Source organism: Streptomyces yongxingensis (assembly GCF_055597465.1).
This window is the reverse complement of sequence record NZ_CM145717.1, coordinates 10,190,158-10,202,772: the sequence shown is the minus strand read 5'-3', so window position 1 is coordinate 10,202,772 and position 12,615 is coordinate 10,190,158. Positions and strand designations below refer to the sequence as shown.

General features: G+C 70.9%; 10 protein-coding genes. 2 read left to right on the top strand and 8 right to left on the bottom strand.

Annotated elements, in window-relative coordinates:
- Positions 1–75: 75 nt before the first annotated feature.
- Together ACZ6TD_RS43205 and ACZ6TD_RS43200 are read right to left on the bottom strand one after the other, a co-directional pair.
- Complete coding sequence (locus tag ACZ6TD_RS43205; RefSeq protein WP_471347040.1) at positions 76–2,313, bottom strand: HelD family protein; 2,238 nt, start codon at positions 2,311–2,313, stop codon at positions 76–78.
- Positions 2,314–2,450: 137 nt separating this feature from the next.
- The gene (locus ACZ6TD_RS43200; RefSeq protein ID WP_471347037.1) at positions 2,451–3,410 is read right to left on the bottom strand and encodes an NAD(P)-dependent alcohol dehydrogenase; all 960 of its coding nucleotides are present in this window, start codon (positions 3,408–3,410) and stop codon (positions 2,451–2,453) included.
- Positions 3,411–3,500: 90 nt separating this feature from the next.
- On the opposite strand from ACZ6TD_RS43200, the gene ACZ6TD_RS43195 reads away from it, so the two are divergent.
- Entirely contained in the window at positions 3,501–4,184 is a 684-nt protein-coding gene (locus ACZ6TD_RS43195) for a TetR/AcrR family transcriptional regulator (protein WP_471347036.1), read from the top strand.
- A gap of 1 nt (position 4,185) precedes the next feature.
- Here the strand turns inward: ACZ6TD_RS43195 and ACZ6TD_RS43190 are convergent, their stop codons facing one another.
- The 3 genes from ACZ6TD_RS43190 to ACZ6TD_RS43180 all read right to left on the bottom strand — a co-directional run bounded on the left by ACZ6TD_RS43190 (position 4,186) and on the right by ACZ6TD_RS43180 (position 7,443).
- Positions 4,186–4,707 carry a CAP domain-containing protein gene (locus ACZ6TD_RS43190; RefSeq protein ID WP_471347034.1) on the bottom strand — a complete coding sequence of 174 codons (522 nt, stop codon included), beginning with the start codon at positions 4,705–4,707 and terminating at the stop codon, positions 4,186–4,188.
- 349 nt (positions 4,708–5,056) lie between these two features.
- Positions 5,057–6,748, bottom strand: coding sequence for a phospholipid carrier-dependent glycosyltransferase (locus tag ACZ6TD_RS43185; protein WP_471347032.1), 1,692 nt, complete (start codon positions 6,746–6,748; stop codon positions 5,057–5,059).
- 131 nt (positions 6,749–6,879) lie between these two features.
- The gene (locus ACZ6TD_RS43180; RefSeq protein WP_471358571.1) at positions 6,880–7,443 is read right to left on the bottom strand and encodes a TetR/AcrR family transcriptional regulator; all 564 of its coding nucleotides are present in this window, start codon (positions 7,441–7,443) and stop codon (positions 6,880–6,882) included.
- 177 nt (positions 7,444–7,620) lie between these two features.
- Between ACZ6TD_RS43180 and ACZ6TD_RS43175 the strand changes: the two genes are divergently transcribed.
- Positions 7,621–9,186 (top strand): MDR family MFS transporter, encoded by a 1,566-nt coding sequence (locus ACZ6TD_RS43175; protein WP_471347030.1) that lies wholly within the window; start codon positions 7,621–7,623, stop codon positions 9,184–9,186.
- Between the two features lie 12 nt (positions 9,187–9,198).
- On the opposite strand, the gene ACZ6TD_RS43170 is transcribed toward ACZ6TD_RS43175, so the two are convergent.
- Genes ACZ6TD_RS43170 through ACZ6TD_RS43160 form a run of 3 tightly spaced genes read right to left on the bottom strand, consistent with a single transcriptional unit; the run spans position 9,199 to position 12,462 of the window.
- The gene (locus ACZ6TD_RS43170; RefSeq protein WP_471347028.1) at positions 9,199–10,197 is read right to left on the bottom strand and encodes a TIGR03842 family LLM class F420-dependent oxidoreductase; all 999 of its coding nucleotides are present in this window, start codon (positions 10,195–10,197) and stop codon (positions 9,199–9,201) included.
- 22 nt (positions 10,198–10,219) lie between these two features.
- A complete protein-coding gene (gene hydA, locus ACZ6TD_RS43165; protein ID WP_471347026.1) occupies positions 10,220–11,623 on the bottom strand; it encodes a dihydropyrimidinase in 1,404 nt (467 codons plus the stop codon).
- Positions 11,620–12,462, bottom strand: a complete 843-nt coding sequence (locus ACZ6TD_RS43160; protein ID WP_471347024.1) for a nitrilase-related carbon-nitrogen hydrolase — start codon at positions 12,460–12,462, stop codon at positions 11,620–11,622. The genes hydA and ACZ6TD_RS43160 overlap by 4 nt, the downstream gene beginning before the upstream one ends.
- Positions 12,463–12,615: the final 153 nt, after the last annotated feature.

Here is a 12,615-nt window from a genome sequence, read left to right as displayed (position 1 = left end):
GGGGCGGGCAGCGGTTCCGGCCACCGGCGCCCGCCCCTTCCCGGCCGGTGAATACACGGCGGGGAGCGTCGGCGCCTACACCATGTCGGCCAGGTCGCGCAGGCCCTCCGGAAGCGGCCCGGTGTGCACCACGCCCAGCCGCTGGGTGGCCCGGGTCAGCGCCACATAGAGGTCGCTGGTGCCGAACTCCGCGGGCTCGGCCACGATCACGGTGTCGAACTCAAGACCCTTGGCCTGCCGGGGGTCGAGCAGCACCACCGCGCTGGTCAGGTCCGGGGACCGGCCGGTGGACGCCTGCGGGAGCGCGGCCGACAGCGCGTCATGGCGGTCCTTCGGGGCGATCACCGCGAGACGGCCCTCGGTGCGGGTCTCCCGTGCCACGGCCGCGGCCACCGCACCGGGCAGAGCGCCGGTGTGCTCCGCCCACGGCCGCACCCCGGTGGCGCGGACCGAGCGCGGCGGCTCGAAGGCGGGGTCGACGGTACGGGCCACCCGCGCCGCGACCTCCATGATCTCGGTCGGGGTGCGGTAGTTGACGCCGAGCCGGCTGTGCTCCCAGCGGTCGCCGACGTACGGCTCCAGGATCGAGGACCAGGAGCCGCAGCCACCCGGCTCCGCGGTCTGCGCGGGGTCGCCGACCAGGGTCATCGAACGGGTCGGGCTGCGCCGCATCAGCAGCCGCCACGCCATCGCGGACAGCTCCTGGGCCTCGTCCACGATGATGTGGCCGAAGGCCCAGGTGCGGTCGGCGGCGGCGCGTTCGGCGGCGCTGCGGTGGTCGCGCTCCTCGGCCCGGTCGGCCAGCCGCTCGGCGTCGATGAGGTCGTGGGCGGCCAGCACCTCCGACTCCTCGTCCTCGCGGTCCTCGAACTCCTGGGTGCGGGAGCCGTAGGAGAGGTCGAGGACACCCTGTGCGTACTCGATGCGCTCCTGGCGCTCGGCCTCCGCGGCGGCGCGGGCCGCCGCGTCGTCGTGGCCGAGGAGTTCGGCGGCCTCGTCCAGCAAAGGGACGTCGGCGGGGGTCCATTCGCCGTCGGTGCGGCGGATCGCGGCGGCGTCGGCGTCGGAGAGGTGGACGGGGTCGCCGAGGAAGTCGGCCACGAGCTGCTGCGGGGTGAGCGCCGGCCACAGCTCCGCGATGGCCGCGTGCACCTCGGGGTTGACCGCGATCGCCTTGCCGAGCTGGGCGACGTCGTCGGCGCCGAGGAGGTTGGGCCCGCCGAAGGGGTCCGCGCCGATCCGGTCCACGAGCTGGTCGGTGAGGGCGTCGATGACCCGGAAGGCGAAGTGCGGACGGGCGAGGTTGTGCGGCAGGCCGGTCTCCCGGGCCTTGTGGCCCGCCTCGGACGCGATGTCCCTGTCCAGTACCAGATCGCCGTCGTCGTGCTCGATGACGATCGCGGGGTCGGGCAGCGTCTGCCGGTCCCGTACGAAGCGGGCCAGCGCATCCGCCATCTGCGCGCTCCCCTTGACCTCGGCGGCCTCGGGGGTGTCGGTGCCGGTGGCCGTCACACCGGGGAAGAGCTCGCCGAGCGTGGCCAGGAGCACACCGGTCTCGCCGAGCGAGGGCAGCACCTCGCCGATGTAGCCGAGGAACGCCGGGTTGGGCCCGACGATCAGCACCGCGCGGCGGGCCAGCGACTCCCGGTGCGCGTAGAGCAGATACGCGGCGCGGTGCAGCGCCACGACGGTCTTGCCGGTGCCGGGGCCGCCCTCCACGACGTGGACCCCGTGGTGCGGGGCGCGGATGATCTGGTCCTGTTCGGCCTGGATGGTCTGCACGATGTCATGCATCCGGCCGGTCCGCGCGGCGTCGAGCGCGGCGAGCAGCACGGCGTCCGCGTCGGATCCCTCATGCCCGGTCCGTATGGTGTCCGAGAGGTCCAGGATCTCGTCGTGCAGCCCGGTGACCTTGGGGCCCTCGGTGGTGATGTGGCGCCTGCGGCGCAGCCCCATGGGAGTGTGCCCGGTGGCGAGGTAGAACGGACGCGCCACATCGGCCCGCCAGTCGATGACCAGCGGGGTGCGGTCCGCGTCATCGCGCCGGATGCCGATGCGGCCGATGTGGTAGTCGCGGCCGTCGCGGAACAGCAGCCGGCCGAAGCACAGCCCCCGCTCCCCCGCCTCGAACGCGGCGAGCAGCCCGGACCGCTCGGCCACCAGCACATCGCGCTCCAGCCGCGCCTGGAAGGTGGTGCCCTCCAAGGACAGGGCCTCGGTCACCGACTCCTCGGCTCGTGCCCTGAGCTCGGCGAGGCGCCCGTTGAGCAGATCAAGGAATTCTTGCTCACGGTCCCATTCCTCGTTTGACAATTCGACTCCCGCCGGGATACGATGACTTCATCAGGTTTCCTCATGCCGTAAATGCAATGGCACAAGGAAATCCCCAATATACGCCGAGAAACGCCCCGGCCGTCAAGGCAGCCGGGGCGTTTCTCTGTTTTATGGCCTCATTTCACCTGGATGACGTGTTTGCCGCGGACACCGCCGGCTTCCATCGCTCGATGGGCCTTTGCGATGTCGGAGAGCGGATGAACGGTGTCGACGACCGGCCGGATCGCCCCGTTCTCCACATACGCGGCGAGGTCCGCGAAGAGCTGGTGCAGGGGGTTTCCCGAGAAGAACCGCACCCGCCGTGCGCCGTGCACGGTAGAGAGGAGCATGGAGCCCAGTGAGGACAGCGGGCGGTCGGTGTCGAAGGCGATGGCCACCATCCGCCCGCCGGGCGCGAGCAGCCCGCGGTAGGCGCCGAGCTCGGTGCCCACCGTGTCCAGCACCGCGTCGAACGGCCCGAGGGCGGCCGGGCCGGTGGTCCGGTAGTCATGCGCCTCATCGGCTCCGAGCTCCCGGACGAGGTCGAGCGTCTTCGCCCCGGCGAGCGCGGTGACATGGGCGCCGAGCGCGTGTCCGAGCTGGACGGCGACGCTGCCGACACCGCCGGCCGCGCCACGCACCAGCAGCCGCTCGCCACTCAGCAGGCCGATCTTGTCGCGCAGCGCCGTGATGGCCGTGGTGCCGACCCCGGGCAGGGCCGCGGCCCGGACGAGATCGATGCCCTCGGGGGCGTAGGAGAGCTGACGGGGCCGGACGGCCACGTACTCGGCGGCCGCCCCGAACCTGAAGTGCGGCATCGTGCCCCACACCCGTTCACCCACCGCGAGATGGCGCACGGAGGAGCCCACCTCGGCGATCTCCCCGGCGATGTCGATGCCGGTGCCCTGCGGGAACTTCCGCCCGGTCACCAGTTTCACCTTGCCCGCCCGGCCCGAGAGCTCGCCGCCGTTCACGCTCGTGGCGTGCACGCGCACCAGCACCTCGCCCGGACCGGCCACCGGCTTCGGCAGTGTGCCCTCGTACAGCACCTCGGGAGGTCCGTACCGGTCGTACCGCGCCGCGCGCATCTCACTCATCGTCCTCATCGTCCCTTTCGCACATCGGGGTTGCCGCCACGCTAATGCGCGCGAAAGGGGAAACCGCCCGGTCGGCGTAAGGTGAGAAACATGCCTGCTCACGTCTCTCATATAGGGCCCGCCACCGGTGTTCGGGACGCCGGAAGGCCGGGGTTGCGGTCCGACGCGGCGTCCAACCGCCGGCGCGTCCTCGAGGCGGCCCGGACGCTGTTCGTCTCGCGTGGGCTCGATGTGCCGATGGCCACCATCGCCCGTCGTGCCGGGGTCGGGGTGGCCACGCTCTACCGGCGCTTCCCCACCCGGGAGGCACTGGTCACGGAGGTGTTCTCGGACGAGTTCTCCGCCTGTGCGGCGATCGTCGACGACGCCCTGGCCGACGACGACGCGTGGCGGGCCTTCCGCCGGACCGTCGAGACGGTGTGTGCTTCGCAGACGCGGGACCGGGAGTTCAACGACGCCTTGCTGTCGTCGTTCCCCGACACGGTCGGCTTCGAGCGGGAGCGGCTGCGCCTCGAAGAGGGCTTCGCCGAGGTGGTCCGGCGCGCCAAGGCCGCAGGACGGCTGCGCGAGGACTTCGACGTGTCCGACCTGAGCCTCGTCTTCATGGCCAACAGAGGTGTCATCGGCGACGCCGCGACCGCACCGGCCGCGTCCCGGCGGCTGGTCGCCCACCTCCTGCGGTCCTTCGAGGCGGGGCGGGCCGCACCGGCCCGCCCCCTCCCGCCACCCGCCCCGCTGGGGCTGGGCCGGTTGCCCCGGACGCCCGGGGGATGAGCTATCGGGCGGTGCCGAAGTCCTGCGTCCAGTAGTTGCCGGGCTGTGCCAGGCCGACGCCGATCTCCTTGAAGTCGCAGTTCAGGATGTTGGCCTTGTGGCCGGAGCTGTTCATCCAGCCCTCCATGACGCTCTTGGGCGATTCATAGCCGTAGGCCACGTTCTCGCCGTAGGCGCTCCAGGAGTAGCCCGCGCGCTCGATCCGGTCGCCCGGGGAGGAGCCGTCGGAGCCGGTGTGCGACATGTTGCTGTGGGCCGCCATGTCCTCGCTGTGGTCCTGGGCGGCCTTGGTCAGCTTCTCGTTCACGGTCAGCGGCTTGCAACCGGCCTTGGCGCGCTCGCTGTTGACGAGATCCACCACTTCCTGCTGGTCGCCGGCGGCCGCGGAGGTGGCGGAGGGGGAGCCGGCGGGTGCGGCGGACTGCGACGCCATCGCGGCCGAGGGAACGCCCACGGCGGCCACGGCGAGCGTGGCGATGGCTATCTTGCGGCGGTGCGTCGTGCTGCTGCGGTGCTTGCTCATTCGGGACCTCACACTCGGTTGAGGCCCGTCATTCTTGGAGCCGTCCGCCACACGGGCAACACACGTGTTCGTACGACACGAGTTCGTAGCGAGGGCGGAACTTGCGCTCAGCGGCGAGTCATGCTGAGCGGGTTCCGGGGAAGGCCGCGGTGGCACGACGCGCCATCAGAAATCGCGGCAACCAGGCGAGTGGGTGGCGGGTCCGCGGTGCCGGAGGTCGGGGCGACAGGGAATCCGCCATGTCCGACAGGGAAGACAAAGACCACTATGCCGCCTAGTCGGTATGCACCGCTACGCCCCCTTTACTCCGGCGCTCGGTGTGAGAGATGTCATGACATGGCGGTGGCGGTCAGCGGCGGTAGATGGTGATCGAGTGGCCGACCTCGTCGATCGGCTCGCTGCCGTCGATCAGCGCCGCCAGTCGGCCGGTGGCCTGGGCGATCGAGGAGTCCGAGACCACCAGCAGCCCGCGCACCTCGTCCGGGGCGGCCCGGCGCGGGTCGGAGGCGTGGATGCCGTAGGCGGACGGCACACCGCTGCCCTTGTAGACGAGCCAGATCCGCTCGCCCCGGTAGCGCTCGCGGAGGCGGTCGGCCAGCCGCCCCAGGTCCTGCCCCCAGTCGACGTTCGAGTCGTGCAGCCTCAGATGGGTTCGGGACGGGCCGCCGAACGCCTCGTTGGAGTACGGCAGGTAGTACGGATACGTCCGCAGCGAGCTGACCGCGACGAACAGCACCAGCGCCAGCGTGGCCCCGTACGCCCATCGCCGCCGCACGGCCATCAGCCCGGCCGCCGCCACCGCCAGGAACATCGGCAGGAAGATGGCGTACCGCACCCCGAGGTTGCGGGCCCCGTCCAGAGCGGCGAGCAGCAGAGCGGCCGCGGGGACGAGCACATACGGCGCGGCGGGCCGCAGCCGGGGCGCCACCAGCATCGTGACCGCCCCGGCCGACCAGAGCGCGAGCATGCCCAGGGGTGTCTTCACCAGCAGCGCGACGGGCAGGTAGTACCACAGCGACCCGAGGTAGCGGCGGCCGAGCAGAAAGCCACGCCAGGTGTCCTGCTCGAAGCCGAACTGGACGCGCATCCCGTCGCGGTACGCCTCCGGGAGCGGCAGCCAGTGCACGGCGAGCCCGCGCAAGCCCTGGACGGTGGGCACAGGCTCGGTGGGCGTCCAGCGCAGCCGGGGGTCGACCAGGAAGTAGGTGGTCCACACCACGGCCACCGCGATCAGCGCCACGGCCACCGCCGCCGCCACTCCGATCCCGAGCGACCGCACGTGGTCGCGCGGTGTGCGGTGGTGCGTACGGCGTGCGTACCAGACGGAGAGCACGGCCAGGAGCAGCAGCACCGGGACCGCGGCCAGCATGCTCATCTTCGTGGCCAGAGCGGCGCCGAGCACCACCCCCGCGAGTGGGAGGTGCCATCGTGGCCGCCGCCGCGCCCGCCACAGCAGCCAGACCGACGTCAGCAGGAAACCGGCCGCCGGTACGTCGAGCGTGGCGAGGGAACCGTGCGCGATGACGTCCGGCGAGAAGGTGTACAGGGCGAGCGCCACCGCCCCGCCCACGGGGCCGGTCAGTTCGCGGGCGAACGCGAACACCACCAGCCCGAACAGCAGCGTCAGCGCGATCATCGGCAGCCGTGCGCACAGCATCAGCCGCCAGGGGTCGTTCCCCGCCTCGTACAGCACATGCCGCCCGAGCGCCGTCTGGTCACCGGTGAACCCGTCGCCGAGGTGCGGCCGGGCGAACGCCACCCCCGTCGCGATGATGAGCTTGCCCAGCGGTGGGTGCTCGGGGTTGTACCGCACCCGGTGATGGTGCAGGGAGTCCACCGCCGCGCCGACGTACACCGGCTCGTCGATGGTCGGCGTCTGCTCCACCGCCGTGGTGACCATCGCGACCGCCATCTGGACGAGGAGCGCCGCGACCGCGGCCACCACCAGCCACCGCCGGTGCCGCGCCGGCGCCGCCGACCACCGGCCCTTCGGCCCGCCGACGGTCCTGGTCACGCTGTCGATCACACCGGCCCACCGCATAGCGACAGACGCTAACGCCCTCGTGCCCCCGCATCCGGCATCCGCCCGAAACTTGCGCCAAGTCCGCAAACAGGGCCGGACGTTGCCGTGGGCGTCGTCTCACCGGCTGCTAACCGGCCGCTAACCGGCCGCTAACCGGCCGCGGGCCAGCCGTGTTCGAGGAGGGCGAAGGCGGCCTCGATGGCCTGCCGGGGGTCGGCCCGGCCCCGGGCGAAGCTGACGGCTTCCAGCGCGAAGTGGGCGAGCGCCGCACACCCGGGGTCGTCCTCGGGGGCGCCGGTGGCCTCGGCGATGGCGGCGGCGAGAGCGGCCTCGTGGCGCATCCACATGCGGCGGCCGTACTCCCGCAGCGCCGGGGTGCTCTCCGTCAGCTCGACGAACCGCGCCATCGCGGGGTCGCCCGTGCCGTCGGAGTGCATCCGCAGCGTGTGCTCGCGCAGGGCCCGGGGGACGGACATCCCCTCGGGCCGGTCGCGCACGACGGCTATGAGCGCGGCTTCCCGGTCGGAGTCCTGGTCGAAGAGCAGGGCCTCCTTGCTGGGGAAGTGCTTGAAGACCGTGGTGGTGGAGACGTCGGCGGCCTCCGCGATGTCCCGCACGCTCACCTGGTCGAAGCCGCGGTCGAGGAACAGCCTCAGGGCCGCGTCCGCCAGCGCCTGGCGGGTGGCGGCCTTCTTGCGCTCACGGCGCCCCATCGTCTCGCTCACGGGGACCACCCTACCCGCAGGTGGACCGAATAGAAAAGTTGAGTCGTTGCACTTTTTTAGTCGGTGTGCTCTTCTGTTCGGGACCCCGCCCTTTCGGCCCCGTCTTTCGGAACCCCGCTCTTTCGGAACCCCGCGCCGAGCGCGTTGAGAAGGAAGTGATCAGCCATGTCCGTATCCGACGCACCGCTGTCCGGCAGTTCCGCCCCGCCGGAGGCCACCCCGAAAAGCGTCCGTCTGGCCCTGCTCGGTGTGCTGCTCGCGATGCTGCTGTCGATGCTCGACTCCACGATCGTCGGCACCGCGATGCCGACGATCGTCGGCGACCTCGGCGGCCTGGAGCACATCTCCTGGGTGGTGACCGCCTACACCCTGGCCACCGCCGCCTCCACCCCCGTCTGGGGCAAGTTCGGCGATCTGTACGGCCGCAAGCAGATGTATCTGATCGCCGTCGTCGTCTTCGTGCTCGGCTCGGCGCTGTCCGGCGCGGCCCACACGATGACCCAGCTGATCGTCTTCCGGGCGCTGCAGGGCCTGGGCGCGGGCGGGATCGGCGCCGGCGCCTTCGCCCTGATCGCCTCGCTGGTGCCACCCCGGGAGCGGGGCCGCTACCAGGGCATGACCGCCTCCATCATGGCCATCGGCACCATCGGCGGCCCGCTGCTCGGCGGCTTCGTCACCGGCCACCTCGGCTGGCGCTGGGCCTTCTTCATCAATCTGCCGCTCGGCGTCCTCACCCTGGTCTGGTGCCAGCTGATGCTGCGGCTGCCCGCCACCCGCGCCAAGGCCCGCATCGACTGGCCGGGCATCACCGTGATGACGACGACCGTGTGCGCCCTCACCCTGGCCGCCACCTGGGCCGGCTCCACCTACGCGTGGACCTCGTGGCAGATCCTGGGCCTGTTCGCCCTGGCCGCGGTGGGCGTGGCCGCCTTCGTGGCGCGGCAGCGGCGCGCGGCCGAACCCCTCATGCCGCTGCGCATCTTCACCGGACACCGCAACTTCTCCCTGGCGTCCTCGCTGATCCTGGTGGGCGGGGTGGTGATGTTCGGCTGCTCGCTGTATCTGCCGCTGTACCAGCAGACCGTCCAGGGCGTCTCCGCCTCCCGCTCCGGTCTGCTGCTGCTCCCCCTGATGATCCCCGTGGTGATCATGTCCCAGGTCGGTGGCAAGGTCATGTCCGCCACCGGCCGGTACAAGGTCTTCCCCATCGTGGGCACCGTCTGCATGGCGGTCGGCCTGTTCCTGCTGGCCACCATGGACACCACGACCTCCCGCACGGCCACCGGCTGCTTCATGGCCCTGGTGGGCACGGGCATGGGCTGCCAGATGCAGATGGTCACCACGATCGCGCAGAACAGTGTGGAGATGCGCGACATGGGAGCCGCCTCCGCGTCGGTCACCCTCTTCCGCACCATCGGCGGCTCCCTGGGCGTGGCGGTCTTCGGTTCGCTCTTCACCGGCGCCGTGCGGGGCCACGCGCCCGCCGGGGCGGAGGCGGGCGAGGTCCGGCCCGATCCGGCGGCGCTGGCCCGGCTGCCGGAGTCCGTCAGGGACGGCTATCTCCACGCGGTGGCCACCGGCACCCAGCGGATCTTCCTGACCGCGGCCGTCGTGTGCACCGTGGCCTTCATCGCCGCCCTGTGCGTCCAGGAGGTCCCGCTGCGGGGCAGGCCGGGCCCGGCGGCCCAGCCGCAGAAGGCCGAGGAGGCCCCCAGCCCGGCCGCCCCGTAGTGCCCGGGGCCGTCAGCTCAGGGCGGGGATGACCTCCTTCTCGTAGGCGTCGATCGTGGACTCCACACCGTCGTGCATCGCATACAGGGCGAACTGGTCCACGCCCAGGTCACGCAGCTGCTTGAGCTTCTCGATCTGGGCGTCGGCCGGGCCGAGGAGGCAGAAGCGGTCGACGATCTCGTCGGGCACGAAGGCGGTGTCCGGGTTGCCGGTGCGGCCGTGGTGGGCGTAGTCGTAGCCCTCACGGGCCTTGATGTACTCGGTCAGTTCGGCCGGCACCATGCGGGAGCTCTGACCGTAGCGCGTCACCAGGTCGGCGACATGGTTGCCGACCATGCCACCGAACCAGCGGCACTGCTCGCGGGCGTGGGCCAGATCGTCGCCCACATACGCGGGGGCGGCGACGCAGATGGTGACCGCGTCGGGGTCGCGTCCGGCCTCGGCGGCGGCGTCCCGTACCGCCTTGACCATCCACTCCGTCAGATAGGGGTCGGCGAGTTGCAGGATGAAGCCGTCGGCCTGACGGCCGGTCAGTGCGAGGGCCTTGGGACCGTACGCCGCCATCCACACCGGCAGCCTGCCGCTCCTCACCCAGGGCAGACGCAGGGTGTTGCCGTCCACCGTGGCCTCACGGCCCTCGGCCAGCTCCTTGATGGTGCGCATGGCCTCGCCGAGGCGGGCCAGGGTGTTGGGCTTGCGGCCGGCCACCCGCATCGCGGAGTCGCCGCGGCCGATACCGCAGACCGTACGGTTGCCGTACATGTCGTTGAGGGTGGCGAAGGTGGAGGCGGTCACCTCCCAGGTGCGGGTGCCGGGGTTGGTGACCATCGGCCCGACGATCAGCCGCTCGGTGTGTTCGAGGATGCGGCTGTAGATGACGAACGGCTCCTGCCACAACACGGCCGAGTCGAACGTCCAGCCATAGGTGAATCCCGCGTCTTCCGCGCGCCGCATCCGGTCGACGACCGCGGAGGCGGGGGGATCGGTCTGCAGGACGATTCCGAAGTCCATCGCATGCTCCGTGTGGTGGGCGCTAGAGGTACTGGCAGATGGCGCGGGGCAGATACCGGCCGTGGCCGGTCCGGCCGAGGTACGCGTCGCCGTCGACGACGACGTGTCCCCGGGAGAGGACGGTGCGCACCCGCCCGGTGATCTGCTTGCCCTCGTACGCCGAGTAGTCGACGTTCATGTGGTGGGTGTCGGCCGACAGGGTCTGCCGCGCCTCCGGGTCGTAGAGAACGATGTCGGCGTCGGCCCCCGGCGCGATGGTGCCCTTGCGCGGATAGAGGCCGAACATCCTGGCCGGGGTGGCGCAGGCGATCTCGATCCAGCGGCGGCGGGAGATACGGCCGTCCACCACGGCCTGGTGGAGCAGGTCCATCCGGTGCTCCACGCCCGGCATTCCGTTGGGGATCTTGGAGAAGTCGCCCCGGCCCAGCTCCTTCTGCCCGGCGAAGCAGAACGGGCAGTGGTCGGTGGAGACCACCTGGAGGTCGCCTGTCCGCAGCCCCCGCCACAGCGCGGCCTGGTGCTCCACGGGCCGCAGCGGGGTGGAGCAGACGTACTTGGCGCCCTCGAAGTCCGGTTCGGCGAGGTTGTCCGTGGACAGGAACAGATACTGCGGACAGGTCTCGCCGAAAACCGGAAGCCCCAGGTCACGGGCTCCCGTGATCTCCTGGACGGCCTGTTCGGCGGAGACATGGACGACGTAGAGCGGGGCGCCGGCCACCCGGGCGAGCTGGATGGCGCGATGGGTCGCCTCCGACTCCAGCAGCGCCTTGCGGACCTCACCGTGGTAGCGGGGGTCGGTCCTGCCCTCGGCCAGGGCCTGCTCGACCAGGACGTCGATGGCGATGCCGTTCTCGGCGTGCATCATGATCAGCCCGCCGTTGCCGGAGGCGCGCTGCATGGCCCGCAGGATCCGCCCGTCGTCGCTGTAGAAGACCCCCGGATAGGCCATGAACAGCTTGAAGCTGGTCACGCCCTCGCCCACGAGGGCGTCCATCTCCTTGAGCGCATGCTCGTTGACGTCGGCGAGGATCATGTGGAACGCGTAGTCGATCGCGCACTGGCCCTCGGCCTTGGCGTGCCACGCGTCCAGTCCCTCGCGCAGCGTGGCGCCGACGGACTGGACGGCGAAGTCCACGATCGTGGTGGTGCCGCCCCAGGCCGCCGCCCGGGTGCCGGTCTCGAAGGTGTCGGAGGCGAAGGTGCCGCCGAACGGCATCTCCATATGGGTGTGGGCGTCCACCCCGCCCGGAATGACATACAGCCCGGCGGCGTCGATGACCCGGTCCGCTCCGCGTGCCCAGCCCTCGGTGACCTCGGTGCCCGAGGTGGCGACGGCGGCCACGCGCTCACCGTCCACGAGGACGTCGGCGGCCAGCTCTTCGCCGGCGGTGATGACCAGCCCGCCCTGGATCAGCGTGCGGGTCACGGCCGCACCAGCCCCTCGTAGGCGTCGGGGCGCCGGTCGCGGTAGAACGCCCACTGCCGGCGCACCTCGTCGATCAGGCCGAAGTCGAGGTCGCGGACGATCAGCTCCTCCTCCTTGTCACTGGCCACATCGCCGACGAACTGGCCGCGCGGATCGACGAAGTAGCTGGTGCCGTAGAAGTCGTTGTCGCCGTACTCCTCGGTGCCGACGCGGTTGATCGCGGCGATGAAGTACTCGTTGGCGACGGCCGCCGCGGGCTGCTCCAGCTGCCAGAGGTAGCCCGACAGGCCGCGGGAGGTGGCCGAGGGGTTGTAGACCAGCTGTGCCCCGGCCAGGCCCAGCTCGCGCCAGCCCTCGGGGAAGTGACGGTCGTAGCAGATGTACACCCCGACCTTGCCGACGGCGGTGTCGAACACCGGCCAGCCCAGGTTTCCCGGCTTGAAGTAGTACTTCTCCCAGAACCCCTTGACCTGCGGGATGTGGTGCTTGCGGTACTTGCCGAGGTAGCTGCCGTCCGCGTCGATCACGGCGGCGGTGTTGTAGTAGAAGCCCGACTGCTCGACCTCGTACACCGGCGCCACGATCACCATGCCGGTCTCCCTGGCGAGCGTCTGCATACGCCGCACGGTCGGCCCGTCCGGCACCGCCTCCGCCCACCGGTAGTGCTCCGCCTCCTGCACCTGGCAGAAGTACGGCGCGTTGAACACCTCCTGGAAACCGATCACCTTGGCGCCCTGTTCCGCGGCGGCGCGGGCGTACTTCTCATGGAGTTCGATCATTGATTCGCTGTCGCCCGTCCACTTCGTCTGGACCAGGGCAGCGCGCACGATATCGGCCATTGTGAACTTCCCTCATGAAACCGCGACTCACTGGGTCGCGGACTGGGACAGGGATAAACGGCTGCGGCAAAACCGTAAGGCGAAAGTACGAGTCCGTAAATGGCCACGGCAATATTCTGCGAGTTTCTTTTGCGTTTCCCGTCGGTAAAAAAC